Annotated in this window: 27 protein-coding genes; 15 read left to right on the plus strand and 12 right to left on the minus strand. The window is 63.0% G+C overall.

Annotated elements, in window-relative coordinates; translation table 11 throughout:
• The first annotated feature begins 48 nt into the window (after nucleotides 1-48).
• The gene (locus OHD62_RS34615; protein ID WP_263792127.1) at nucleotides 49-990 is read left to right on the plus strand and encodes a glycosyltransferase; all 942 of its coding nucleotides are present in this window, start codon (nucleotides 49-51) and stop codon (nucleotides 988-990) included.
• Nucleotides 991-1,159: 169 nt separating this feature from the next.
• Here the strand turns inward: OHD62_RS34615 and OHD62_RS34620 are convergent, their stop codons facing one another.
• The 3 genes from OHD62_RS34620 to OHD62_RS34630 all read right to left on the minus strand — a co-directional run bounded on the left by OHD62_RS34620 (nucleotide 1,160) and on the right by OHD62_RS34630 (nucleotide 2,694).
• Nucleotides 1,160-1,663, minus strand: coding sequence for an invasion associated locus B family protein (locus tag OHD62_RS34620; RefSeq protein WP_263792128.1), 504 nt, complete (start codon nucleotides 1,661-1,663; stop codon nucleotides 1,160-1,162).
• Nucleotides 1,664-1,911: 248 nt separating this feature from the next.
• Entirely contained in the window at nucleotides 1,912-2,274 is a 363-nt protein-coding gene (locus tag OHD62_RS34625; protein WP_263792130.1) for a YkvA family protein, read from the minus strand.
• A gap of 123 nt (nucleotides 2,275-2,397) precedes the next feature.
• Nucleotides 2,398-2,694, minus strand: coding sequence for a 4a-hydroxytetrahydrobiopterin dehydratase (locus tag OHD62_RS34630; RefSeq protein ID WP_263792132.1), 297 nt, complete (start codon nucleotides 2,692-2,694; stop codon nucleotides 2,398-2,400).
• Nucleotides 2,695-2,746: 52 nt separating this feature from the next.
• On the opposite strand from OHD62_RS34630, the gene OHD62_RS34635 reads away from it, so the two are divergent.
• Nucleotides 2,747-3,259, plus strand: a complete 513-nt coding sequence (locus OHD62_RS34635) for a low molecular weight protein-tyrosine-phosphatase (RefSeq protein ID WP_263792134.1) — start codon at nucleotides 2,747-2,749, stop codon at nucleotides 3,257-3,259.
• Here OHD62_RS34635 and thpR read toward each other — a convergent pair.
• Complete coding sequence (thpR, locus tag OHD62_RS34640) at nucleotides 3,163-3,759, minus strand: RNA 2',3'-cyclic phosphodiesterase (protein WP_263792137.1); 597 nt, start codon at nucleotides 3,757-3,759, stop codon at nucleotides 3,163-3,165. The genes OHD62_RS34635 and thpR overlap by 97 nt on opposite strands.
• 137 nt (nucleotides 3,760-3,896) lie before the next feature.
• Nucleotides 3,897-4,538: an arylesterase gene (locus tag OHD62_RS34645; RefSeq protein WP_263792141.1), complete on the minus strand. Its 642-nt coding sequence runs from the start codon at nucleotides 4,536-4,538 to the stop codon at nucleotides 3,897-3,899.
• 82 nt (nucleotides 4,539-4,620) lie between these two features.
• Between OHD62_RS34645 and OHD62_RS34650 the strand changes: the two genes are divergently transcribed.
• The 4 genes from OHD62_RS34650 to OHD62_RS34665 all read left to right on the plus strand — a co-directional run bounded on the left by OHD62_RS34650 (nucleotide 4,621) and on the right by OHD62_RS34665 (nucleotide 9,570).
• Nucleotides 4,621-5,331: an ABC transporter ATP-binding protein gene (locus OHD62_RS34650; protein WP_263792143.1), complete on the plus strand. Its 711-nt coding sequence runs from the start codon at nucleotides 4,621-4,623 to the stop codon at nucleotides 5,329-5,331.
• The gene (locus OHD62_RS34655; protein WP_263792145.1) at nucleotides 5,331-7,880 is read left to right on the plus strand and encodes an ABC transporter permease; all 2,550 of its coding nucleotides are present in this window, start codon (nucleotides 5,331-5,333) and stop codon (nucleotides 7,878-7,880) included. The genes OHD62_RS34650 and OHD62_RS34655 overlap by 1 nt, the downstream gene beginning before the upstream one ends.
• A gap of 230 nt (nucleotides 7,881-8,110) precedes the next feature.
• The gene (locus OHD62_RS34660; RefSeq protein ID WP_263792147.1) at nucleotides 8,111-8,890 is read left to right on the plus strand and encodes a Bax inhibitor-1/YccA family protein; all 780 of its coding nucleotides are present in this window, start codon (nucleotides 8,111-8,113) and stop codon (nucleotides 8,888-8,890) included.
• A gap of 107 nt (nucleotides 8,891-8,997) precedes the next feature.
• Nucleotides 8,998-9,570 (plus strand): GNAT family N-acetyltransferase, encoded by a 573-nt coding sequence (locus OHD62_RS34665; protein WP_263792149.1) that lies wholly within the window; start codon nucleotides 8,998-9,000, stop codon nucleotides 9,568-9,570.
• Here the strand turns inward: OHD62_RS34665 and OHD62_RS34670 are convergent, their stop codons facing one another.
• Nucleotides 9,571-9,957, minus strand: coding sequence for a DUF2794 domain-containing protein (locus OHD62_RS34670; RefSeq protein WP_263792151.1), 387 nt, complete (start codon nucleotides 9,955-9,957; stop codon nucleotides 9,571-9,573).
• A gap of 549 nt (nucleotides 9,958-10,506) precedes the next feature.
• Nucleotides 10,507-11,274 (minus strand): DUF1223 domain-containing protein, encoded by a 768-nt coding sequence (locus OHD62_RS34675; RefSeq protein WP_263792152.1) that lies wholly within the window; start codon nucleotides 11,272-11,274, stop codon nucleotides 10,507-10,509.
• 179 nt (nucleotides 11,275-11,453) lie between these two features.
• On the opposite strand from OHD62_RS34675, the gene OHD62_RS34680 reads away from it, so the two are divergent.
• A complete protein-coding gene (locus OHD62_RS34680; RefSeq protein ID WP_263792155.1) occupies nucleotides 11,454-12,128 on the plus strand; it encodes a ceramidase in 675 nt (224 codons plus the stop codon).
• A gap of 39 nt (nucleotides 12,129-12,167) precedes the next feature.
• Here OHD62_RS34680 and acnA read toward each other — a convergent pair whose 3' ends face one another.
• The gene (gene acnA, locus OHD62_RS34685; protein WP_263792156.1) at nucleotides 12,168-14,858 is read right to left on the minus strand and encodes an aconitate hydratase AcnA; all 2,691 of its coding nucleotides are present in this window, start codon (nucleotides 14,856-14,858) and stop codon (nucleotides 12,168-12,170) included.
• Nucleotides 14,859-15,143: 285 nt separating this feature from the next.
• Here acnA and ccmA point away from each other — a divergent pair, with 285 nt between their 5' ends.
• From ccmA to OHD62_RS34715, 6 genes are all read left to right on the plus strand, one after another.
• Nucleotides 15,144-15,746: a heme ABC exporter ATP-binding protein CcmA gene (ccmA, locus tag OHD62_RS34690; protein WP_263792157.1), complete on the plus strand. Its 603-nt coding sequence runs from the start codon at nucleotides 15,144-15,146 to the stop codon at nucleotides 15,744-15,746.
• Between the two features lie 31 nt (nucleotides 15,747-15,777).
• Entirely contained in the window at nucleotides 15,778-16,443 is a 666-nt protein-coding gene (ccmB, locus tag OHD62_RS34695; RefSeq protein WP_263792158.1) for a heme exporter protein CcmB, read from the plus strand.
• Nucleotides 16,443-16,820, plus strand: coding sequence for an immunity 50 family protein (locus OHD62_RS34700; RefSeq protein WP_263792160.1), 378 nt, complete (start codon nucleotides 16,443-16,445; stop codon nucleotides 16,818-16,820). Before ccmB ends, OHD62_RS34700 begins: the two co-directional genes overlap by 1 nt.
• A 101-nt stretch (nucleotides 16,821-16,921) precedes the next feature.
• Entirely contained in the window at nucleotides 16,922-17,089 is a 168-nt protein-coding gene (gene ccmD, locus OHD62_RS34705; protein ID WP_263792162.1) for a heme exporter protein CcmD, read from the plus strand.
• A gap of 28 nt (nucleotides 17,090-17,117) precedes the next feature.
• Nucleotides 17,118-17,696: a DsbE family thiol:disulfide interchange protein gene (locus OHD62_RS34710; protein ID WP_263792164.1), complete on the plus strand. Its 579-nt coding sequence runs from the start codon at nucleotides 17,118-17,120 to the stop codon at nucleotides 17,694-17,696.
• A gap of 15 nt (nucleotides 17,697-17,711) precedes the next feature.
• Nucleotides 17,712-18,752 carry a DUF2332 domain-containing protein gene (locus OHD62_RS34715; protein ID WP_263792167.1) on the plus strand — a complete coding sequence of 347 codons (1,041 nt, stop codon included), beginning with the start codon at nucleotides 17,712-17,714 and terminating at the stop codon, nucleotides 18,750-18,752.
• Nucleotides 18,753-18,762: 10 nt separating this feature from the next.
• Here the strand turns inward: OHD62_RS34715 and OHD62_RS34720 are convergent, their stop codons facing one another.
• Nucleotides 18,763-18,930: a hypothetical protein gene (locus OHD62_RS34720; RefSeq protein WP_008873374.1), complete on the minus strand. Its 168-nt coding sequence runs from the start codon at nucleotides 18,928-18,930 to the stop codon at nucleotides 18,763-18,765.
• Nucleotides 18,931-19,247: 317 nt separating this feature from the next.
• On the opposite strand from OHD62_RS34720, the gene OHD62_RS34725 reads away from it, so the two are divergent.
• Both OHD62_RS34725 and OHD62_RS34730 read left to right on the plus strand, forming a co-directional pair.
• Nucleotides 19,248-20,165, plus strand: a complete 918-nt coding sequence (locus OHD62_RS34725) for an SMP-30/gluconolactonase/LRE family protein (protein ID WP_263792170.1) — start codon at nucleotides 19,248-19,250, stop codon at nucleotides 20,163-20,165.
• 162 nt (nucleotides 20,166-20,327) lie between these two features.
• Nucleotides 20,328-20,537 (plus strand): tautomerase family protein, encoded by a 210-nt coding sequence (locus OHD62_RS34730; RefSeq protein ID WP_263792173.1) that lies wholly within the window; start codon nucleotides 20,328-20,330, stop codon nucleotides 20,535-20,537.
• A 239-nt stretch (nucleotides 20,538-20,776) separates the two neighbouring features.
• Here the strand turns inward: OHD62_RS34730 and OHD62_RS34735 are convergent, their stop codons facing one another.
• The 3 genes from OHD62_RS34735 to OHD62_RS34745 all read right to left on the minus strand — a co-directional run bounded on the left by OHD62_RS34735 (nucleotide 20,777) and on the right by OHD62_RS34745 (nucleotide 22,788).
• On the minus strand, nucleotides 20,777-21,310 hold the full coding sequence (locus OHD62_RS34735; protein ID WP_263792177.1) for an NADPH-dependent FMN reductase: 534 nt from the start codon (nucleotides 21,308-21,310) through the stop codon (nucleotides 20,777-20,779).
• Between the two features lie 120 nt (nucleotides 21,311-21,430).
• On the minus strand, nucleotides 21,431-22,051 hold the full coding sequence (locus tag OHD62_RS34740) for a pyridoxamine 5'-phosphate oxidase family protein (protein ID WP_263792180.1): 621 nt from the start codon (nucleotides 22,049-22,051) through the stop codon (nucleotides 21,431-21,433).
• 62 nt (nucleotides 22,052-22,113) lie between these two features.
• Nucleotides 22,114-22,788: a septation protein A gene (locus OHD62_RS34745; RefSeq protein ID WP_263792181.1), complete on the minus strand. Its 675-nt coding sequence runs from the start codon at nucleotides 22,786-22,788 to the stop codon at nucleotides 22,114-22,116.
• Nucleotides 22,789-22,817 lie beyond the last annotated feature (29 nt).

The following is a 22,817-nucleotide window of genomic DNA, read 5'->3' on the forward strand; positions in this document are numbered from 1 at the left end:
GGTTTCGGATAAGATCATGGTCAAGCAAAAGACCGGCAGGGGCGGCTGATGCGCATTACACTGGTGGTGGTCGGAACCATCCCCTCCAGGGGCTATGGCGGCACCCAGCGCCAGGTCGACTGGTTAGCTTCGGAATTCGCCCGCCTTGGCCATAGCGTCATGCTGATCGCCGATCCCGGCTCGAGCCACCCGCTTTGCGAGGTGCGGCATGCATCTTCGGAGGCGCAATGCCGGGCCGCCATCCCGGCGGATACGCAGATCGTCCATTTTCACAGCCGGTTTCTCGACGTTCCCTACCCGACCCTCAACACCGCACACGGCTATTCCCCGCAAAAACCGAGGCCGCAGCCGAACTGGAGTTTCGTCAGCGCCAGCCATGCGCGGAACCACGGCAGGAAGACCTTCGTCTATAACGGCTTTCCGACGGACAGCTACCGCCTGGCCGCTTCGAAGAACGACCATCTGCTGTTCCTCGCCAGCATCGCGCGCGCCGGCAAGAACCTGAACCGCGCGGTCGATCTGGCGAAGAAATTCGAATTTCCCCTCGATATCGCCGGCGGCTCGCGCTGGATGCTTTTGACGCGCAGCCAGGTGCGGCGCGATGGCGTCTTCTTCAAGAGCCTGGGCGGCCGCTTTCGCTTCCATGGCGTCGTCGATGGTGAGAAAAAGCATCGCCTGCTGGGCGAGGCAAAAGCCTTTCTCAATCCGATCGCCTGGGAAGAGCCGTTCGGTATGGCGCCGGTCGAAGCCATGCTGTGCGGAACGCCAGTGCTGACGACGCCGCGCGGCGCCATGCCCGAGATCATCAACGACGACACCGGGCGCCTCTTCAACAGCGATGAGGAATTTGCTGCAGCGCTTGCCGCCGTTACCGGCCTTTCGCCGCAAAATTGCCGCGACCAAGCCGCCGAACGGTTTTCGATCGCCCGCACCGCGAAGGGTTATCTCGATCTCTATCAGCGGATCCTCGACGGCGAAACGCTGCCATGAGCCGGCGCCCACGCTCGTACAAGAACGGGGACGCGGACAACCGTCTCTAAAGCGCGTCGCGTTTGAACGGATTCATGCGACGCGCTTTAAGTTCTTGTTTTTATATGCATGTGGCTATCGCAAAACCGCTGCGCACTTTTGCGCGACATGCATTAAGCTGCCGTCTGACCTATTTGCACTTGGCGATCGAGGCCAGCGCGGCGGAAATGCCCTTCAGCGAAAAGACGTAGGTGGTGGTGTTGCCGCGGCCGGATTTCGCCGACACTTTCATGTCGGTGCCGGTCTTCATCGCGGCGATCAGCACCGGTTCCTCGGCGGCATTTTCGACCCAGGCCGACTTGCCGCGGGTGAACATCGAGAAGCTCTTCTTGTCGATGGTGACGGTGGCCTTGGAGCCTTCCTGGAAATTGTAGCCGGCGATGAATTGCGGCTCGTAGGAGATCTGCTGTCCTGGCCGCTGGCTGACGAAAAAGAACATGTCGCCATGGTCGAGCGTCGGCGGCTGCTTGTCGGTCGGCACTGTCAGGACGTAGCAGACCTTGCCGCCGGACGCCTTGTAGCTGTAGGTGCCCCAGGCATTGTGCTGGCCGATCTTGGTTGCCGATTGCGCCATGGCTGGCGCTGTCAGGGCCACCAGGACCAGGCTCGAAACTGTAGCAATCAATCCGCGCATCGTTTTTCCTGTATTCCAAATGGTGCGGAGGCAGACCCGCCTTGCGTCCTGCCGTCGCTTCATTTTGATTTAATCTGGGTTACCAAACGGTGAACTTCCTTTGGGAAAAGGACCCTCGCCCCAGGAAACCGCCGCCACTCCCGCGCCGCCGCCCGAAAAGCGACAAACATGGTGTCCCTGGCGCGACTTGGAGGCCACGAAAGCGGCAAGAGTTTGACTTTTCAAACGGCCCCTCGGCCTGCGCCAGCTCAGCTCTCGTCGGCCATCGCCTCCCGGGCGGCCAGCCTGTGCGCGGGCGTAATATGGGCGCTGACGGTGGTGATCGCGGCGGTCAGCACGGCGATGTCGTCGGTGAAGCCGAGCCCGAGGACGAAGTCGGGGATCGCGTCCACCGGCAGCACGAAATAGCCCAGCGCCGCCAGCAATATGCCCTTGGCGCGCAGCGGCGTCTTCTTGTCCATGGCGCAGTAATAGGCGGCGACCACCTCTTCCATGAACGGGACATGCCGGGCAGCCTTCTTGGCAGTGCGCCAGAATTTCGCGCGCACTTCGCTTTCATCGCCCAGCTTGCCGCCAAAGCCGAAGAAATCAAAACCGGATTTTTGCACCATCAAATTTCTCCTGCGCGGGCTCGAGCGCATCGTTGAGCGCAGACCGCGAGCAAAAATGTGGTGAAACCCGAACCGCGCTGCAAGATGCCGGTGGTGGATTTCGGATTCGCCCTGCCTGCGCGGTCAACCGCCGAGATAGCCGTTCATCTTCTTCGCGAGTTCGAAATCGAGTGCGGTCAGGCCGCCGGCGTCATGCGTGTTCAGTGTGACGTTCACGGTCTTGTAGACATTCGACCAGTCGGGATGATGGTCCATCTTCTCCGCCGCGAGCGCGACGCGCGTCATGAAGGCGAAGGCCTCGGAGAAATTCCTGAAAGTGAATTTGCGGCTGATCGAACGGCCATCGCCGGCCAGTGCCCAGCCGTCGAGGCCGGCAAGCGCCTCGGCAATGGCTTCCTTGCCCAGTTTCTCTCTCGTCATGTGCGCTTCCTGTGCTATCTCGGATTATGACCTTCACCATAGCGCCGGATCGATGAGCGCAAAGCCCATAAACTCCATTCTTTTCGTCTGTCTCGGCAATATCTGCCGCTCGCCACTCGCCGAAGGCGTCTTGCGCGCTGTGCTGGCCGAGCGCGGGCTGGACATATTGCTCGATTCAGCGGCGACCAGCGGCTGGGAGGTCGGTTCCGCCCCCGACCCACGCTCGATCGCGATTGCGGCGCGCCATTGTATCGACATTTCCGGGCAGAAGGCGCGCAAGGTGACAGTGGAGGACTTCCACCGCTTCGACCTGGTTCTGGGCATGGATCGTTCGAACGTCCGTGATCTCAGGGCGTTGGCGCCTGCCGCCATGCGCGACCGGGTGCATCTTTTCCTGGAATTCGCGGATGGCAAGGCGCACGACGTGCCTGACCCGTATTACGAGGGCCAGGAAGCCTTCGTCTCGGTCTATCGCATGATCCGCGAGGCGTCGGAGACGCTGGCGACACGGCTCGAGGCGAGGGCGTCCGTGCCCGACAGCGGCCAGGCCTCCTCGACGATGTAGGGTCCGCCGCCGACCGAATCGCGCGACGACATCAGGACGAAGCGGCCGACGCGGAAGGGCAGCGTCGAAAAATTGCCGCGCGCCGACAGATATTGGGCGACGTCGAGCGGGCTCGAATTGCGTAAGCGCGCCAGCGTCACATGCGGCGTGAACTTGCGCGGATCGGCCGGCATGCCGAGGCGCTGGCAGATGCGGTCGATCTCGCCCTGCAGTGCGGCGAGCTCGGACGAGCCGGAAACGCCGGCCCATACCGCATGCGGCTTCTTCTGGCCAAAGGCGCCGACGCCGGACAACGCCAGCGGGAAGGACGGGCGGTGCACTCGGTCGAGCGCGTTGGCGATCTCGTCGGCAACATGGCCTTCGACATCGCCGATGAAGCGCAGCGTCAGATGGTAGTTTTCAACGTCGATCCAGCGGGCCCCGGGCAGGCCGCCCCTGAGCAGGGACAGCGAAAGGGCGGCGTCACGCGGTATTTCGAGGGCGGTGAAAAGACGCGGCATGGAGAGCCTCCCTTCCTCGAATCGAACTGTTGCCCCTAGCGAATCATCGAAAATCAAACGGGGCAAGTGGTTTGTTGGTCGCAGGCTTTCCTGAAAGTTTCCCTAACGGAAAGCCGCGCCTGCATCGAAAAACCTGCTCAAGAACCGCCCTGCGCTGCAATCGCCTTTTCCACGGTGGGCAGGATGCGCTCGACCATGCGGTCGACTCCCTTGGCATTGGGGTGCAGACCGTCATCGAGCTGGAATGCGGGCTCGCCGGCGACGCCGTCGAGAAAGAAGGGATAGAGCGGGACGCCGTATTTTTCGGCCAGTTTCGGGAAGATCGCATCGAAGCTGTTCTGATAGTCGGCGCCGAGATTGGGTGCGGCGCGCATACCGGCCAGCAGCACGGCAATCTTGCGTTGCTTGAGCTTGGCCAGCATGTCGTCCAGGTTCTTTTGCGTGATCGCGGGAGAGACGCCGCGCAGCATGTCATTGGCGCCGAGTTCCAAAATGACGAGCTTGGTTCCGTCCGGCACCGACCAGTCGAGCCGTGACAGGCCGCCGCTCGACGTATCGCCGGAAACGCCGGCATTGGCGACGGTCACGTCGTGGCCCCTGCCGCGAAGTGCCGCCTGCAGTTTGTCGGTAAAGCCCTCGCCCGGGCCGAGACCGAAACCCGCCGTCAGGCTGTCGCCGAAGCCGACGATCTCCAGGGGCTCGGCGCGCACCGACGAAATGGCGCCGCAAAGCGCGAGAAAAAGCAGGAAGGCTGCGGCAAGGGAGTGTTTGAAAGCCATGCGGCAGGCCCCATATGACGAGGAACGGTCTTTCGACGAAGGCGATTCCAGCTTCTATTCTCCCATATAGGACGATTTAATTGTGACAGAAGCCGTCATCGCGCTGAAGGACGTATCGCTGACGCTCGGTGAAGGCGCGTCTTCTGTCCATGTGCTGAAAGGAGTCAGCCTCGATGTAGCTGGTGGAGAGGCGACCGGCATCGTCGGGCCATCGGGTTCAGGAAAGTCGACACTGCTGATGGTGCTTGCAGGCCTGGAAAGGGTCGATTCGGGTACGGTACGAATCGCCGGTGAGCTGCTGAACGGCAAGAGCGAGGACCAGATCGCGTCGTTTCGGGGACGAAACATCGGCATCGTGTTCCAGTCGTTCCACCTCATACCCAACATGACGGCGCTCGAAAATGTCGCGGTCCCGCTTGAGTTGGCCGGCCATGCTGATCCATTTGGCGTCGCGACGCAGGAGTTGGCGGCCGTGGGCCTGAGCGATCGCGTCACCCATTATCCTGGCGAATTGTCGGGCGGCGAGCAGCAGCGTGTGGCGATCGCCCGGGCGCTGGCGCCGTCGCCGCGTATCCTGATCGCCGACGAGCCGACCGGCAATCTCGACCAGACGACGGGGCGGCAGGTCGCCGATCTGCTGTTTGCCAAGGCGGCCGAGCGCGGCATGACGCTGGTGCTGGTCACGCATGATCCAGCGCTTGCGGCGCGCTGCTCGCGCCAGGTTTCGATGCGCTCCGGCCGGATCGAGGACGCAGCCGCGCCGATCTCAACCGCCGGCAAGGTGCCGGCCTGATGCCGCTGTCGCGCATGCTGAAGCTCGCTTTCCGGTTTTCGCTGCGCGAGATGCGCGGCGGACTGTCCGGCTTCCTGATCTTCCTCGCCTGCATCGCGCTTGGCGTCGCGGCGATCGGCGGCGTCAATTCGGTGGCGCGCGCCATTACCGCCGGGGTCGCCAACCAGGGCCAGACGCTGCTCGGCGGCGATCTGCGTTTCCAGGTCAACCAGCGCGTCGCGACGCAAGCCGAGCAGGCTTTTCTCGATGGGCTGGGCACGGTCTCGCACAGCGCCAACATGCGCTCGATGGCGCGGCTTGAGGACGGCTCAGACCAGGCGTTGGTCGAGGCCAAGGCGGTCGACGATGCCTATCCACTCTATGGCGTGCTGGAAACCGCGCCGGCGCTGTCGAGAGAGCAACTGTTTAGCGAACGGTCCGGCGTTTTCGGCGCCACCGCGCCGGATCTGTTGTTCGAGCGGCTGCATCTCGCGATCGGCGACCGGCTGAAGCTCGGCAGCGCCACCTTCGAACTGCGCGCCAGGCTGGTCAGCGAGCCGGACGCCGTGTCCGATGGCTTCGGCTTTGCGCCGCGGCTGATGGTCTCAACGAACGGGCTTGCCGCTTCCGGCCTGATCCAGCCGGGCAGCCTCGTCGAAAACGCCTACAAGGCCCGGCTGCCCAGCGGCGCCAGCGAAGCTGATATCAAGGCCATCCAGGACCGGGCGGCCAAGGATTTTCCCGAGGCCGGCTGGTCGATCCGCACGCGCAGCAATGCCGCACCGGCGCTGTCCTCCAACATCGAGCGCTTCTCGCAATTCCTGACGCTGGTCGGGCTGACGGCGCTGGTGGTCGGCGGCGTTGGCGTCGCCAATGCGGTGCGCGCCTATCTCGACGGCAAGCGCGGCGTCATTGCCACCTTCAAAAGCCTGGGCGCTTCGGGTGGTTTCGTCTTTGCCGTCTACCTCGTGCAGATCCTGATGATCGCCGGCCTTGGCATCGCGCTTGGCCTGGTGCTGGGCGCGCTGATGCCGTTCGCGGCAAGCGCTACCCTTCAGTCAGTCATACCGGTGCCGGCGGAAGGCGGCTTCTATCCCGGCGCGCTCGGCATGGCGGCGTTGTTCGGCCTGCTGGTGACGCTGGCCTTCGCGCTGCTTCCGCTCGGCCGCGCGCGTGACGTGCCGGCGACGGCGCTGTTTCGCGAAATGGGGTTCGAAGGCCGCGGTTTTCCACGCCCGATCTATGTGGCCGCCGCGCTCGGCATCGCGCTCGCCCTGGCGGCGCTGGCCATTCTGTTTTCCGGCGACCGCCGCATCGCCTCGATCTTCGTAGGCGCCACCGTCTTTGCCTTCCTGGTGCTGCGCGTCGTCGGCTCGCTGGTGCAGTCGGCCGCCAGGAAGAGCCCGCGCGTCCGCTCAACCGCGCTGCGGCTCGCCATCGGCAACATCCACAGGCCGGGCGCTTTGACGCCATCGGTGGTGCTGTCGCTGGGGCTCGGGCTGACGCTGCTGGTGACGCTGGCGCTGATCGACGGCAATCTGAGGCGACAGATCTCCGGCAGCCTGCCGGAACGGGCGCCGAACTTCTTCTTCGTCGACATCCAGAGCAGCGACGTCGATGCCTTTTCAGCGCTGGTCGGCAAAGAGGCTCCGGCGGGAACGCTGGTCAAGGTGCCGATGCTGCGCGGCCGGGTTATGGCGCTGAACGGCGTCGATGTCGGCAAGGTCAAGGTGCCGGCGGAAGGCGCCTGGGTGCTGCGCGGCGACCGTGGGCTGACCTATGAAGCCAGGCTGCCGACGAATGCGGCGCTGACAGAAGGGACATGGTGGCCGGACAATTATGCCGGCGAGCCGCTGGTTTCGTTTTCCGCCGAGGAGGGCAAGGAGATCGGGCTGAAGCTCGGCGACACCGTCACCGTCAATGTGCTCGGCCGCAATGTGACGGCCAGGATCGCCAATTTCCGCCAGGTCGAGTGGGAGACGATGGGCATCAATTTCGTCATGGTGTTCTCGCCCAACACATTTGCCGGCGCGCCGCATGGCTGGCTGGCGACGCTGACTGAAAAGAACGCCTCGTCGGCGGATGATGCCCGTCTGCTCAACGCCGTCACCCGGGCCTTTCCGGCGGTGACGACGGTCAGGGTCAAGGACGCGCTCGACATCGTCAACCGGCTGGTCGCGCAGCTTGGCACGGCCATCCGGGCCGCGGCCGGGGTGGCGCTGATCGCCTCGGTGCTGGTGCTGGCCGGTGCGCTCGCCGCTGGCAACCGGGCCCGCATCCACGACGCGGTGGTACTGAAGACACTCGGCGCCACCAGGAGAACGTTGATCGCAGCCTTTTCGCTGGAGTACATGCTGATCGGGCTTGCCACAGCGATCTTCGCGCTGGCGGCTGGCGGGATCGCTGCTTGGTTCGTTGTCGCCCGCATCATGACGCTGCCGTCGCATTTCATGCCTGAAGTGGCGGTGGCGACAATTGTCTTCGCGCTGGCGGTCACGGTCGGTATTGGCCTTGCCGGTACGTGGCGGGTGCTTGGCCACAAGGCGGCGCCGGTGCTGCGCAATCTCTGATTCGCAAGGCCCGAGCGGAGCGGGATTTGATTAAATCTCGTTCATGTAGCGCCTTGAAAGCGAATAAAACCGGTTTTTCGGCGCCTCACGAAGCATTACACCCGGTTACGGTCTTGTTCTTGTCGTCAAGAACCATCATATTTCGCGGCAGGCATGCTGGAGCCCCGCCAGCGGCGCCTTGGTCCGAATTGACCTGACACCCGACGGGGCAGAAGCAATAGAGGACTACCATGGCTGAACCCATTCGCAACTACCAGACGCGCGCCGTGCCCGGCGTCGGCGTCGACGCGTCCATCGACCAGGGCCTGCGCGCCTATATGGTCAAGGTCTACAATCTGATGGGGCTTGGCCTGCTCATCACAGGCTTGGCTGCTGTCGGCACCATCATGCTGGCCACCACCAGCGACCCGGCTTCGGCGGTCGCGACGCTGCCAAGCGGCGAAATGCTGACCTCGTTCGGCTACGCGATCTTCGGCTCGCCGCTGCGCTGGGTGGTGATGCTGGCCCCGCTGGCCGCCGTTCTGTTCCTGTCGTTCCGCGTCCAGTCGATGAGCGTTTCGGCCGCGCAGACCACGTTCTGGGTCTATGCCGGCCTGGTCGGCTTGTCGCTGTCGTCGATCTTCCTGGTCTATACCACGGCCAGCATTTCGCAGACGTTCTTCGCCACCGCCGCGGCCTTCGGCGCGCTGTCGCTCTATGGCTACACGACCAAGCGCGACCTGACCGCGTTCGGCTCGTTCCTGGTGATGGGCGTGTTCGGCCTGATCATCGCGATGGTGATCAACATCTTCCTGCAGTCGTCGGCCTTGTCCTTCGCCGTCTCGGCGCTGGGCGTGCTGATCTTTTCGGGCCTGACCGCCTATGACACGCAGAAGATCAAGGAGATGTATTTCGAGGGCGATGCCACCGATGTCGCTGGCCGCAAGGCGATCATGGGCGCGCTGACGCTCTATCTCGACTTCATCAACCTGTTCATGTTCCTGCTGCAGTTCATGGGCGACCGCCGCTAATACGGTTCCTGGACCAGCGAGTTTAGAAAGGGCGGCCCAACGGCCGCCCTTTCCTTTTGCTGCAGCCTTTGCTGTTATGGCAGGCAGGTGAACGATTTGCATAAATTATGAGCAGCATCACGATACGGCCCGCAACGGCCGCGGACCTCGACCGCATCACGGAAATCTATGCCGACGCGGTGACCCATGGCACCGCAAGCTACGAGCTGGAGCCGCCGAGCCGCGCCGAAATGGGCGCGCGATTCGACAGCCTGAGGGCGGGCGGCTTTCCCTATCTGGTCGCGGAAAAGGACGGCGTTGTTACAGGCTATGCCTATGCCGGCGCCTTCCGGCCACGTCCGGCGTATCGCTTTGTCGTCGAGGATTCCGTCTATGTCGCGCCCGAAGCCAAGGGCCAGGGCGTCGGGCTCAAGCTGATGCAAGGGCTGATCGACGCGGCGAAGACGGCGGGCTTCCGCCAGGTCATCGCGGTGATCGGCGACGGCCGTCCGGACAGTGCTTCGGTGCAGTTGCATGAAAAGCTCGGCTTTCGCCATTCGGGTCGCCTGGAAGGCTCAGGCTACAAGCACGGGCGCTGGCTGGATACGGTGTTCATGCAACTGTCGCTGAATGGCGGGGCAGACCTGCAGCCCGATCCGGCTTCGCTGCCGGAACGGAAATTCCGCAACCAAATTAAATAGTTAGGCCTCGACCACCTTCAGCTTGCTGTCGAAGATGCCGAGCACGCGGCCGAGCTCCTGGCCGCGCTTGAGGATGCGACCGCCGGCGGCGATGACGGCGAAAGCGCCTTGCTTGCGGGCCAGCTTCGGATCCTTGACGATCTGGAACAGAGGCACCTCGCTGGCGCGGCGGAACACGGAAAACACAGCGCGGTCGGCAAGGTGGTCGATGGCGTAGTCACGCCATTCATTGGCGGCGACCATGCGTCCGTAAAGCCTGAGAATCTGGTCCAGTTCGCGCCGGTCGAAGCGCACCGGCTGGTCGAGGCGCTCGCGTCTTGCCTCATGCAGCGGGATCAATATTGCGGATGCGTCCCCATCCTCCGTCCCGCTGCCGCGATCAGTCATGCCTCGATCCTTCGAATGAATCTTTCGCCGACCAAAATTGGCGCTTTCGTCACGGAATTGCAAGGCCCGAGCGGGCAGAGCCGGTGTCGGGCCGTTTCCGAAGTGTCCAGTCACGTTTTGAAACGATCGTTGGAATTGGTGATGGTCTGCCACAATTCTGCCTTTTTTTATCCGCGCTCATGCCCCAATGTCCGACGAATTTACCGGCGTTGCCTGAGACGGTTCGGTCCGGCACCGGCTCGTAAACCCCAAGCCCCCCGCCCACGGGTCTGCGTCGGATCGAACCAACCTCGGTTTTCCCTCAGGGGAAAATCAGGTGCGACGATCCCAAAACCTAAATGACCGGCGTCAGAAGCAAGCTGACGTCGGTTTTTTATTGGTCGATCATGGTGCTACCGTGACTTCCATGCCCTGAGAGGAGCAGCGCTCGAGCCTGAACCGTTTTCGTGTGCCACAGATGTCACGGCATGGATCCTGGGGTCTTCGCGACGGAGCTTCGCTCCTGCTTCGCCCCAGGATGACGCAGGCAGGACTGGCTGCCGAAGCGTTTTACGGCTTGCGGATGAAGGCGGCGCCCAGGATGGGTCCGGGCAGGCCGTCCTTGCCGACCGACTGCAGCAGCACGGCGCAGCCGCCCTTCTTCTTGGAAATCTCGCTCATCGGCAATTCGTAGCGCTGCGCCTTGCCGTGCCACATGCCGGCGGTCTGGATGCCGGAGACGGCGTTCCAGTAGGTCATGCTGCGGCCGATGTTTTCGCCCTTGGCGATGGTGACCGTCTGCGGCGGGTCGAAATAGACGATGACGACATGGGCGTCGCTGGGGCCGGTCCCGGCATCGCCGGCATCGATCATGACGCGGTCGCTGGTCCGGCTGACCTTGATGCCGACCCGCATGCCTTCGCCTGATTTCTCCATGCGGGCGAGCGCGCCATCGACTTCCCTGCGGTTGGCGCCGTTGACATGGCTGCGGCCGTTAATGACGGCCTGCGGTGTATAGACCGACCGGCTGCCGAAGGCGCGCATATAGTCATACTGCCGCTCGGTATTCTCCTTGCTGCTCAGCGTGTCCTGCCAGCCGAGGTAATCCCAGTAGTTGACGTGGTAGGCGAGCGCGACGATGTCCTGCTTGGCGGCAAGCTCGGTAAAGAACTCGTCGGCTGGCGGGCAGGAATTGCAGCCCTGGCTGGTGAAAAGCTCGACCACGCCCAAGGGCCTGTCAGTTTGGGGCCTGTCGATCTCGCCGGCAAACCCGGTGCCGGCAAGCATCGAGAAGGCCAGCGCGAAGGCCGCAAGCCGCAATGGTCTTCGAGATGTCATGACCGTTCCAATTCCCGCCGGTGATGCCGACCTTGTTCTGATTGCTGAAATATGTGGCAGAAGCGACGGTCAAGGTGAAGTCACGTTGCGGTGAAATTTTGCCGTTGCAACCACCGGCAAAGGAGCCATAGGAGAGGCCTGCACTCCAAGGTAGCGACCGATTCGGGCGGCAATTCAGCATGTGGCAAACTTTCCTGACGCCGATCGACCTCTATTGCGAGCGGACCGGGCCCGAATTCTGGGCCGAGCCAGTCAATGCCTTGACCAATCTCGCCTTCATCGCAGCCGGGTTGTGGGGCGTTCGGGAGGTGCGGCGGCGTGGCACCGGAACCTTCGCCGAGGTGCTGGCCTGGTGGGTGGTGGCGATCGGCATCGGCTCGACGCTGTTCCACACCTTTGCCAATCACGGCACGATCTGGGCCGACGTCCTGCCGATCGCCGGCTTCACGCTGGCCTACACGCTGTTCAACCTGCGTCGCTTCCTCGGCATGAAATGGGGCAAGGCGGTTCTCGTCTTCGTCGCCTTCTACGCCGTCGCCGGCCTGCTCACCTTCGCCGTGCCGGACTGGCTACGCCAGGCATCGAACGGCACGACCGGCTATCTGCCGCCCTTCCTGGCGATTGCCTTCTTCGGCGCATGGGTGGCAGCCAGCGGCAACCGCGCCGGCTGGTACAATCTGGCGGGTTCGGCGATCTTCGTCGTGTCGGTCATCTGCAGGATGGTCGATCCGCTCGTCTGCGGCAGCTTTCCGCTCGGCACGCATTTCCTGTGGCACATCCTCAACGCAGTGATGCTCGGCGTGCTCTTGGCGGCGACAGCGCGGTTTGGGAAGGCAGTAGGCAGTAGGCAGTAGTCCTATTCCCTACTGCCTAAGCCCTATTCCCTTGCTGCTTTAAGCCGCCAGATCGCGCAGCACGTACTGCAGAATGCCGCCGTTCTTGAAGTAGTCGAGCTCGTCCAGCGTATCGATGCGGCAGATGATCGGCACGTTCTTCACCGTGCCGTCGCCATAGGTGATCCTGGCGACCATCTTCTGGCGCGGCTTGATCTTGTCGAGCCCGTCGATCTCGACCAGCTCGTCACCCCTAAGGTTGAGCGAGGCCCATGAGGTGCCTTCCTCGAAGACGAAGGGGATGACACCCATGCCCACCAGGTTCGAGCGGTGGATGCGCTCGAAGGACTGGGCGATGACCGCGCGGACGCCAAGGAGATTCGTTCCCTTGGCGGCCCAGTCACGCGATGAGCCGTTGCCGTATTCGACGCCGGCGAAGATGACCAGCGGCACGCCTTCCTTCTTGTACTCCATGGCGGCGTCGTAGATCGACGTCTCCTCCTTCGATGGATAGTGGATGGTGTAGCCACCCTCGCGGCCGTTTTCGCCCAGCATGTGGTTGCGGATGCGGATGTTGGCGAAGGTGCCACGCATCATCACCTCATGATTGCCGCGCCGCGTGCCGTATTGGTTGAAATCGGCAACACCAACGCCATGGTCGGTCAGGTACTTGCCGGCCGGCGAGGCGGCTTTGATGGAGCCCGCCGGCGAAATGTGGTCGGTGGTGATCTTGTCGCCGAAGAGACCCAGCACGCGGGCGCCCTTGATGTCGCCGATCTTGCCGAAGCCCGATGTCATGCCGGCGAAATAGGGCGGGTTCTGCACGTAGGTTGAGTTGTCGTCCCAGGCATAGGTCTGGCCTTCCGGCGCCTTGACCTTCTGCCAGTATTCATCGCCCTTGAAGACATCGGCATATTTGCGGGCGAACAATTCGCGCGTCACGTTCTTCTCGATGAATTCCTGGATCTCGGCCGAGCTCGGCCAGATATCCTTGAGATAGACCGGTTCGCCATTCTTGTCCTCGCCGAGCGGCTCGGTGGTCAGATCCTTGGTCACGGTTCCGGCCAGCGCATGGGCAACGACCAGCGGCGGCGAGGCCAGATAGTTTGCCTGCACGTCGGGCGAGACGCGGCCTTCGAAATTGCGGTTGCCGGAGAGGACCGCGGCAGCGATCAAACCCTTGTCGTTGATGGTCTTGGAAATCGGCGCCGGCAGCGGGCCGGAATTGCCGATACAAGTGGTGCAGCCGAAGCCGACCAGGTTGAAGCCGATCTGGTCGAGCTCCTTCTGCAGGCCGGACTTCTCCAGATATTCGGCGACCACCTGGCTGCCCGGCGCCAGCGAGGTCTTGACCCATGGCTTCTGCTTAAGGCCGAGGCGGTTGGCATTGCGCGCCAAGAGCCCAGCGCCAATCAGCACGCTCGGGTTCGAGGTGTTGGTGCAGGAGGTGATGGCGGCGATGACGACGTCGCCATGGCCGAGATCGTGCGAAGTGCCTTCGACGGCGTAACGCTTGTGGATTTCGGCGGCCTTCTTGTATTCGGTCTCCATCGCCTTGGCGAAGCCGGCCGGAATGCCTTCCAGGGCTACACGACCTTCCGGCCGCTTGGGGCCGGCCATCGATGGCACGACATCGCCGAGATCGAGCTCGAGCAGGTCGGTGAAAACCGGGTCGCTCGAACCGGTATCGCGCCACAGGCCTTGCGCCTTCGAATAGGCCTCGACCAGCGCGATGCGGCTTTCCTCGCGGCCGGACATGGTCAGATAACGGATGGTTTCGCTGTCGACCGGGAAGAAGCCGCAGGTGGCGCCATATTCCGGCGCCATGTTGCCGATGGTGGCGCGGTCGGCCAGCGTCATGTTGGAGAGGCCTGGACCGAAGAATTCGACGAACTTGCCGACCACGCCCTTCTTGCGCAGCATCTGGGTGACGGTGAGCACCAGGTCAGTGGCGGTGACGCCTTCCTTGAGCCTGCCGGTGAGGCGGAAACCGATGACTTCGGGCAAAAGCATGGAGACAGGTTGGCCGAGCATGGCGGCCTCGGCCTCGATGCCGCCGACGCCCCAGCCGAGCACGCCAAGGCCGTTGATCATGGTGGTGTGCGAATCAGTGCCGACGCAGGTGTCGGGATAGGCGGTGGTCTCGCCGTCCTCGGTGTTGGTCCACACGACCTGGCCGAGATATTCGAGATTGACCTGATGGCAGATGCCGGTGCCGGGCGGCACGACGCGGAAGTTACGGAAGGCCTGCTGGCCCCATTTCAGGAATTTGTAGCGCTCCTCGTTGCGCTCATATTCGAGCTCGACATTCCTGGCGAAAGCCATCGGCGTGCCGAATTCGTCGACGATGACGGAGTGGTCGATGACCAGGTCGACCGGCACCAGCGGATTGATCTTCTGCGGGTCGCCGCCGAGCGAAGCCATGGCGTCGCGCATGGCGGCCAGATCGACCACGGCCGGCACACCGGTGAAATCCTGCATCAGCACGCGGGCCGGGCGATAGGCGATCTCGACGCCGGCGGTGCCCTTGTCGGTCAGCCAGCCGGCGACCGCCTGGATGCTCTCCTTGGTGACGGAGCGGCCGTCCTCGTTGCGCAAAAGGTTCTCCAGCAGCACCTTCATCGAATAGGGCAGCTGGGCGATGCCGGTCAGGCCGTTCTTCTCGGCCTCGATGAGATCATAGTAAACATAGTCGGCGCCGCCCGCGGTCAGCGTGCGGCGGCAATTGAAACTATCGAGGGATTTTGACACGTGCGATCCGTCCTTGTCTGTTCAGCCTGAAAGGGAACGGACGCCGATGGCATGCAATCACGCGCAAAGGTGCGGGTACGGCCATTTCCGCTGTCCGTTCCCAAGCAACCCGAGCCGTTCAAGGCGGCGCGTGCGCTGGTTCGGCGCAAATTCTGTTCCCGTGCCGACCGCTGGCACGGATGACCCGCATATAGAGAATTTCCTGGAATAGTTCTAGACAGTCGAAAGGCTATTTTGTGCGATGCGGGACCTGCCGCGGCGCGGCGTTTTCGGGACGGGCAAGGAATGCGGCTGATCGCCGAAAATCTGGGCGGCGAACGGGGCGGCGAAACGGTGTTTTCCGGCATTGGTTTTGCTCTTGAGAAAGGCCAGGCGCTTGTTGTCACCGGGCCGAACGGCGTGGGTAAATCGACGCTGCTCAGGGTCATCGCCGGACTGCTGCCGGCGGCGGAAGGTCGGGTGCGGATCGAGGGCGGGCCTGAGGCTTTTCCGTCGGTCGCCTCGGCCTGCCATTATCTCGGCCACCAGAACGCGATGAAACCGGCGCTGAGCGTGGCGGAAAACCTGCGTTTCTGGCGAGACTTCTCGGGCGCGGATTTCTTGGGCGTCGAAGAGGCGCTGGAAACCGTCGGGCTTGATGGCATCGGCCATCTGCCGTTCGGCTATCTCTCGACCGGGCAGCGCCGCCGCGCGGCCATCGCGAAATTGCTGGTCAGCCGGCGGCCGCTCTGGCTGCTCGACGAGCCGACCGCAGGGTTGGACAAGGCTTCGGAAGGGCGGTTCGGCGAGGTGATGACGAATCACTGTCGGGATGGGGGGATCATTATTGCGGCCACGCATCTGCCGCTGGGGATTGAGGGGGCCAAGGAATTGAGGATGACCGGGTAATGTCGGCATTCAAGCGCAAGCATCTCAAATCATGCTAGCCCTCTTCCTGCGCGACATCCGGCTCAGCATCCGCGCCGGCGGTGGGGCGCTGACCGGCGTGATCTTCTTTCTCGCAGTCATCGTGACGATTCCCTTCGGTGTCGGGCCGGACCTCAACCTGCTCGCCCGCATCGGGCCGGCGATCTTGTGGATATCGGCCTTGCTCGCCTGCCTGCTCGGCCTTGACCGGCTGTTCCAGGCCGATCGGGAAGACGGCTCGCTCGATCTTCTGGTGCTCGGCAACGACCGGCACATGCTGGCGCTGACGGTGCTGGTGAAATGCCTGGCGCATTGGGCGGGCAGCGTGCTGCCGTTGGTGATCGCGGCGCCCTTGCTCGGCCTGTTCATGAACATGGCGCCGGTCGGCATCGGCGCGACGGCGCTGACCCTTTTGGTCGGCACGCCGGCGATCACCTTCATCGGTGCCGCCGGTGCGGCGGTAGCGGTGGCGCTGCCGCGCGGCGGGCTCCTGATCTCGGTGTTGGTGCTGCCGCTGATCATCCCGGTGCTGATCTTCGGCGTCTCTGCAAGCTATGGCGCGGTGGCGGATCCCGACCCGTTCCTGCAGCCCTTCCTCATTCTTGCCGCGCTGACCCTGTTTCTTGCCGTACTGGGGCCGGTGGCGGCGGCGCTGGCGCTACGCCACGGAACGGACTGATGTGGCCGCTACGCATAGAAAATCCGATCTTTCTCCAAACCATCTACGGCCACTATCCTGACCTGTCTTCCGTCGAGGTCACCAAGGCCGAAATCAGTCGTGACGGACCGAGCCTGCATTTGCATTTTATATCCCGCATTCTCCCCTACCGGCCTCCCGTCAAATGGGGACCGTTCAACGCCGTGTTTTTTGAACTCGCGTTCGATGGTGTCGAGACAATCAGCGTTCGCAAATTCCAAAATCACGACAAGAGTGCAATCAGGATGTGGGATGACGCAGGCAAGATTCTGCTTACGTGCGAAGGAGCGGTCAGGCTGTCCCTGACATGTGAATTTATGCGCATCATCAAGATATCCGGGTTGCTTCAGTCGCAGTGAAGGCGAAGCTCGACTAACCGCAAATCTGCCGCAGACGTGGTTCATTGCGACGAACAGCCGGTGCGGCTATGAATTCCGCCGTAAAAGCCTTGGATCGGGAAATGAGCGTACACGCCCTTTATGTCACCGCCGCCTATGCCATCACTGCGCTAGTGCTGGCCGGGCTGATCGGCTGGATCCTCATCGACCAGCGCGCGCGCAAACGCGATCTCGCCGAACTGGAAGCATCAGGCGTGCGTCGCCGCTCCGACAAGACCTCCAAGCCATGAGGGCCGCCAAGCCAATGAGCAGCGAACCATGAGCATCAAAACCGAAACACCGGCGCGGAGCCGGCGCCTGATCGTGTTGTTGCCGCTGCTGGTCTTCCTCGCGCTGGCCGGGCTGTTCCTGTCGCAGCTTTTGTCCGGACGCGACGTTTCGGAAGTGCCGTCGGCGCTGATCGGCCTGCCGGCCCCCCAGACAAACCTGCCGGCGCTGGAGGGTGTGAACCTGCCGGGGCTCGATTCGAAAGCCTTCGCCGGCAAGGTCACGCTGGTCAATGTCTTTGCGTCCTGGTGCGCGCCATGTCGGGAAGAGCATCCGGTGCTGCTGGCCTTGTCGCAGGACAAGCGCTTCACCATGGCGGCGCTGAACTACAAGGACCAGCCGGAAAACGCCCGCCGCTTCCTTGGCGATCTCGGCAATCCATTCCAGGCGATCGGCGTCGACGCGGCGGGGCGCACGGCGATCGACTGGGGCGTCTATGGCGTGCCGGAAACCTTCGTCATCGGCAAGGACGGCAAGATCGCCTACAAACATGTCGGCCCGCTGACACCAGACTCGGCGCAAACGCTGCTCTTGCCGGAAATCGAGAAGGCGCTGGCCGCGCCGGGCTGAGGCACCGGAAACGCGATGGACGAACGAGACATCCGCGATCATTTTCTGGCGCAGGCGAAAGCCTGCGACGGGCTTGGCTCGCCTTTCACCGCGAAATTGTGCCGTGCGCTGGCCAAGGTTCTCGACACAAACACCAGGACCGGGCAGGCGGTGCTCGGCTGGCCGGGTGACGCGCGCGCCGATGGCCTCTCATTGCGGCTCTGCGGCGCGCTGCATGCGTTGGTCCTGACGGGTGCGGATGAGCGACTGACACAAGTTTATCCGCCCAACCGAACAAGCGACGATGAGATCGCGGCGGTGCTGCCGGAAGCAATTGCGCGATCCGACGAGCGGATTGTCGCTGGCCTCGCCGGCGCCCCGCAGACCAATGAAATCGCCCGGTCGGCGATGCTGCTGCCTGGATTTCTGACGGTCGCGCGCGAAACCGGCTTGCCGCTGGATCTGTGCGAGATCGGCGCCAGCGCCGGGCTCAATCTCCTGTTCGACAGCTTTCACTATCGCTATGGCGATGCCGAGTGGGGCGACCCGGCCTCCCCCGTCCGGTTGGCGCCGGAGGTGCGTGGCCGTGCTGTTCCGCTGAATGGAGTGATCGAAGTTCGCCATCGCTCGGGCTGCGACATCGCGCCGGTCGACTTCGCCGATGCGGCCGCGCGGCTACGGCTTCGGTCCTTCATCTGGGCCGATCAGGCAGCGCGGCTGGCCCGGCTCGACGCAGCGCTGTCACTTGCCGAAAAGTTGCAGCCGCTGCTTGTCAGGGCGGATGCAGCGCAGTTTGTCGAGAAGGCACTGGCCGCACGGCAGGACGGCGCCTTCGTGCTCTATCATTCGATCATGTGGCAATATTTGCCGCGAGCGACCAAGGATGCCATCACCGCCACCCTGGAGCGGGCGGGCAGACAGGCCACGACCGATGCGCCTATCGCAAGGCTGAGGATGGAGCCGCGCGATCCCACCAAGAATTGGGCGGTACTCAGCCTGACTCTATGGCCGAGCGGCGAGACACGCCGCCTGGCCCATTGCGATTACCACGGCCGCTGGATCGAATGGATGGGCTAAGCCCGTTCGCTCAGCCGTAGATCTGCTTGTGGACCTGGTAGAGCATTTCCGAGCGGTCGGCGCGCATGTCGGCCAGATCGCGGCTGGAGAAGGAGTCGATTTCGGCGACGAGGCGATTGTAGTGGCGGCGCTTGGCGATGCTGGCGCGAGCGCGGCTCATGAGACTGTCGAGGATCATAGCAAGGTTCCTTCTGTGCCGCGTTCTCGCGGCCGATTGTTCCTCCCTTGATCTGTACGGAGCATGACATAGTTATGGTGCGTTGCAAAAAGAAGATGTTGCAATGCACCATTGCACTGCACGCATAGCGGGTTAACGCCGCCATGGCCATGGTTTTAGCAAAGCGCCATTCCCGCCGCACCAGCTCATCAATCTCTTTTGTCATACAAATTGCGAAGCTGCGCCACGATCGATCTTGCCATATCGATCGCCGGCTGGCTTGATCGCGCCGGCTTTGCCGATTGAAGACTGGGCCGATTGAACGACTGGGAGGAAACATGCCCGCCGAAGACTATGAAATTCTCGATCCGCGTTTCGCGCGGCTGTTCAACAGCAATGCGAATGTCGACAAGCTGTTCACCGGATGCCGGTGGGCGGAAGGGCCGGCATGGTTCGCGGCCGGCCGCTATGTGGTCTGGTCCGACATCCCCAACAACCGCATGCTGCGCTACGACGAGACTGACGGCAGCGTCAGCGTGTTCCGCCAGCCGTCCGGCAATTCCAACGGCAACACCGTCGACCGGCAGGGCCGGCTGGTCACTTGCGAGCATTCGGGTCGCCGCGTCAGCCGCACCGAGTATGACGGGTCCGTCACCACCATTGCCGCCAAATGGCGCGGCAAGCGGCTCAACTCGCCAAACGACGCCGTGGTGAAGTCCGACGGCTCGATCTGGTTCACCGACCCGACCTACGGCATCGATACGGATTATGAGGGCGACAAGGCCGAAAGCGAGATCGGCGCCTGCCATGTCTATCGGGTCGATCCCGGCACCGGCGATGTCGAGGCTGTCATCACCGACATGGTCAGGCCCAACGGACTTGCCTTCTCGCTCGACGAGAGCAAGCTTTATGTCGTCGACACTGGCCGGACGCACGGCGCTCAGAACCCGGCACATATGCGGGTGTTCAATGTCGGCAAGGGCGGCAAGAAGGTTTCGGGCGAAAAAATCTTCGCCGACTGCACCGCCGGCCTGTTCGACGGCTTCAGGCTCGACGCGGACGGGCGCATCTGGACGAGTGCGGCCGACGGCATCCATTGCTACGATCCGGACGGCACACTGATCGGCAAGATCAAGGTGCCTGAGGTGACCGCCAATTGCGTGTTCGGCGGCAACAAGCTCAACTGCCTCTACATCGCCGGCACGACCTCGCTCTATATGGTCCGGCTGATGGTCAATGGGGCCAAGACCTATTGAGGCTGCTCGAAATTCTTCTCTGGCGGCCTTTGCTGGCCTTTCTGCGCTTACCCGTGAGGCCCGCCGCGCCGCGGCTTCCGGAATCGCCGCCATTCAGCCCGCCAGAGAGAATTTCGAAGCAGCCCCCTGCAGGCAACCGACAAAGTTCAAAGGGAGGACGTTATGCCATTCGTCAACATCCGCATCGTCAAGGAAGTGATCGCCGCCGATCCGGCAGGCAAGAAGGCTGATATCGCCAAGAAAGTCACGGCCGCCATCATGGACGCCACCGGGCTGGGCAATGACGATGTCTGGGTGGTTTTCGAGGAGGTCAACGCGCGCGACTGGTATGTCGGCAAGACCGATGTCGAGACACTGAGAGGGAAGAGCTAGTTCAACTACGGTTGTGGTGAGGCGTTATGAGAGGCTGGCGGGACAGCGCCCCCCTCTGTCCTGCCGGACATCTCCCCCACAAGGAGGGAGATTGGCTGTCATCCCCCGATTTCGCCAATCTCCAACGTTGAAGGATGCGGCCGGCGGCGAAGCTGCCGATCTCCCCCCAAGTGGGGGAGATGCCCGGTAGGGCCGAGGGAGGCGCGAAGGATTACAACCGAAGGCATGGTGGCCGCTGATCAACATTGGCGGATGAAGCCCGCGAAAGCCGAGAGCGCATTGCGCATCGCCACCCTGTTTGCCGGCTCGGCCAGGATTTTCTCGACCTCCGGCGCCTTCTTGCCAAGCAGGGCGATCTCGAGCGGCACCTCGTCATAGAGCGCGAAAGACATGGTGCGCATGATCTCGGCCAGCGCGGCGCGGGCAAACAGCGAGCGCGGCGAGGCATGCACCAGCATGGCCGGCTTGCCGACGGCGGCGTCGCGCGAGACCAGCCAGTCAAGCCCGTTCTTCAACCCGCCCGGCACGCCATGGGCATATTCGGGGCAGGAGATGATGACACCGTCGGCGCCGGACACCGCATCGATCAGCGCCGAGGCTTCGGCCGGCGTCCGTTCGCCCTCGTCGTCCGGATTGAAGATCGGCAACCGGCCGAGTCCATCATAGACGGTGATACGGCAGCCGGGTGGTGCATTCTGCGCCAAGGCCGCGATCAAGGCCGAATTGGTAGAGGCGGCCCGCAGGCTGCCGGAGATGGCGAGTATATCAAGCAAAGGAAGGGACCGGCTCGGGCGGTTCTGGTCCTCTTGTTTTGAGCATGTCGTTATCCCAAAAAACCGCTGCACACCCTCGGGTCAAGCCCGTGGGCAGGCTTTGGGCGACATGCTCCAGAATTACCACATCGTATGTCTGTATTCCTCGTCCAGCCAGCGATCCGTCGCCTCTGCGGAATCGGCGAGCGCCAACTGGTCGCGCATAATCTGGCCGAGCGTCGGCAGCGTCGCGCGGTCGTACCAGGTCTCCGGCTTCCACAGGTCGGATCGCATGAAGGCCTTGGCGCAATGCATGTAGGCAGCCTTGACCGACACTACAACGACGCTTTGCGGCTCCTTGCCGTCGACCGCCAGCCGCTCGCGCAAGCCGGCATCGACGGTGATGCGGGCATCACCATTGACGCGCAGCGTCTCGTTCATGCCCGGAATGAGGAACAGCAGTCCGACCGACGGGTTGAGAAGGATGTTCTCCAGCGTGTCCAGCCGGTTGTTGCCGGGACGGTCGGGAATGGCGATGGTCCTCTCGTCGAGCACGGCGGCGAAGCCCGGCTTGTCGCCCTTCGGCGTCACGTCGGCATTGCCGGCGCCATCGGAGGAGCCGATCAGCACGAACGGGCTCTTGCCGATGAAGGAGCGGCAGTGGCCGTCCAGCGCCCTCAACTCCTTGCGGATCGAGCCGTCGGTCGGCCGCGGCGTCTTGTAGACCGTCCTCAGCTCTTCGCGTGTGGTGATGAACTCCATCCCCGTCTCCTCCTTCTGACGCAATTCCCTAGGAAAGCGCTGCACACTTTTCCGGGAATTGCCTATTTGCGGGCCTTTTCCGCCTTCTCGGTCTTGTCCTCGAGCGAATGGCGCAGGATCAGCGGCATCTGGCTGAAGGTGAACAGAAGCGTGATCGGCATGATGCCCCAGACCTTGAAGGTAACCCAGGCATCGGTGGAAAAATTCCGCCAGACCACTTCGTTGACAAGGGCCAGGAACAGGAAGAACAGGCCCCAGCGGAAGGTGAGCTTGCGCCAGCCCTCGGCGTCGAGATTGAAGGCCGAATTGAAGACATAGCCGAGCAGCGATTTGCCGAAGAACAGGCCGCCGAGCAGCACACCGCCGAACAGCGTATTGACGATGGTCGGCTTCATCTTGATGAAGATGTCGTCCTGCAGATAGAGCGTCAGCGCGCCGAATATGAGCACGACGACGCCCGACACCATCGGCATGATCGGCAGCGTGCGGGTGAGCAGCCAGGAAGCGATCAGCGCGATCGCGGTCGCGGCCATGAACAGGCCGGTGGCGACGAAGATCGGCCCGCCGAATTCGGCAAGGGCTGGAAATTTCTGCGTCAGCCATTCGCCGCGCGCATTGGCAAAGAAGAACACCATCAGCGGGCCGAGCTCCAGCACCAGCTTGAGCAGCGGATTGACGCCCTCCTTCTTCTGCTTTTGCGGGTCGGACGGGTCGCGTTCGAGAATGGGCGGGTTCATAGGGTTCCTTCTGGCGCATGATCTTGTCC

This window comes from Mesorhizobium sp. YC-39 (assembly GCF_025753795.1).
In the GTDB taxonomy this organism is placed as follows: Bacteria; Pseudomonadota; Alphaproteobacteria; order Rhizobiales; family Rhizobiaceae; genus Mesorhizobium.

Excerpts from the sequence above, each read along its gene's own strand:
- OHD62_RS34635 (WP_263792134.1), top strand. The coding sequence starts at position 2,747 with ATGAGCGCAAAGCCCATAAACTCCATTCTTTTCGTCTGTCTCGGCAAT.
- OHD62_RS34700 (WP_263792160.1), top strand. The coding sequence starts at position 16,443 with ATGTGGCCGCTACGCATAGAAAATCCGATCTTTCTCCAAACCATCTAC.
- OHD62_RS34740 (WP_263792180.1), bottom strand. The coding sequence starts at position 22,051 with ATGGAGTTCATCACCACACGCGAAGAGCTGAGGACGGTCTACAAGACG.
- ccmD (WP_263792162.1), top strand. The coding sequence starts at position 16,922 with ATGAGCGTACACGCCCTTTATGTCACCGCCGCCTATGCCATCACTGCG.
- OHD62_RS34615 (WP_263792127.1), top strand. The coding sequence starts at position 49 with ATGCGCATTACACTGGTGGTGGTCGGAACCATCCCCTCCAGGGGCTAT.
- OHD62_RS34680 (WP_263792155.1), top strand. The coding sequence starts at position 11,454 with ATGTGGCAAACTTTCCTGACGCCGATCGACCTCTATTGCGAGCGGACC.
- OHD62_RS34715 (WP_263792167.1), top strand. The coding sequence starts at position 17,712 with ATGGACGAACGAGACATCCGCGATCATTTTCTGGCGCAGGCGAAAGCC.
- OHD62_RS34710 (WP_263792164.1), top strand. The coding sequence starts at position 17,118 with ATGAGCATCAAAACCGAAACACCGGCGCGGAGCCGGCGCCTGATCGTG.
- OHD62_RS34620 (WP_263792128.1), bottom strand. The coding sequence starts at position 1,663 with ATGCGCGGATTGATTGCTACAGTTTCGAGCCTGGTCCTGGTGGCCCTG.
- OHD62_RS34665 (WP_263792149.1), top strand. The coding sequence starts at position 8,998 with ATGAGCAGCATCACGATACGGCCCGCAACGGCCGCGGACCTCGACCGC.
- OHD62_RS34625 (WP_263792130.1), bottom strand. The coding sequence starts at position 2,274 with ATGGTGCAAAAATCCGGTTTTGATTTCTTCGGCTTTGGCGGCAAGCTG.
- OHD62_RS34670 (WP_263792151.1), bottom strand. The coding sequence starts at position 9,957 with ATGACTGATCGCGGCAGCGGGACGGAGGATGGGGACGCATCCGCAATA.
- OHD62_RS34745 (WP_263792181.1), bottom strand. The coding sequence starts at position 22,788 with ATGAACCCGCCCATTCTCGAACGCGACCCGTCCGACCCGCAAAAGCAG.
- OHD62_RS34720 (WP_008873374.1), bottom strand. The coding sequence starts at position 18,930 with ATGATCCTCGACAGTCTCATGAGCCGCGCTCGCGCCAGCATCGCCAAG.
- ccmA (WP_263792157.1), top strand. The coding sequence starts at position 15,144 with ATGCGGCTGATCGCCGAAAATCTGGGCGGCGAACGGGGCGGCGAAACG.
- ccmB (WP_263792158.1), top strand. The coding sequence starts at position 15,778 with ATGCTAGCCCTCTTCCTGCGCGACATCCGGCTCAGCATCCGCGCCGGC.
- OHD62_RS34675 (WP_263792152.1), bottom strand. The coding sequence starts at position 11,274 with ATGACATCTCGAAGACCATTGCGGCTTGCGGCCTTCGCGCTGGCCTTC.
- OHD62_RS34645 (WP_263792141.1), bottom strand. The coding sequence starts at position 4,538 with ATGGCTTTCAAACACTCCCTTGCCGCAGCCTTCCTGCTTTTTCTCGCG.
- OHD62_RS34730 (WP_263792173.1), top strand. The coding sequence starts at position 20,328 with ATGCCATTCGTCAACATCCGCATCGTCAAGGAAGTGATCGCCGCCGAT.
- thpR (WP_263792137.1), bottom strand. The coding sequence starts at position 3,759 with ATGCCGCGTCTTTTCACCGCCCTCGAAATACCGCGTGACGCCGCCCTT.
- OHD62_RS34660 (WP_263792147.1), top strand. The coding sequence starts at position 8,111 with ATGGCTGAACCCATTCGCAACTACCAGACGCGCGCCGTGCCCGGCGTC.
- OHD62_RS34655 (WP_263792145.1), top strand. The coding sequence starts at position 5,331 with ATGCCGCTGTCGCGCATGCTGAAGCTCGCTTTCCGGTTTTCGCTGCGC.
- OHD62_RS34725 (WP_263792170.1), top strand. The coding sequence starts at position 19,248 with ATGCCCGCCGAAGACTATGAAATTCTCGATCCGCGTTTCGCGCGGCTG.
- OHD62_RS34630 (WP_263792132.1), bottom strand. The coding sequence starts at position 2,694 with ATGACGAGAGAGAAACTGGGCAAGGAAGCCATTGCCGAGGCGCTTGCC.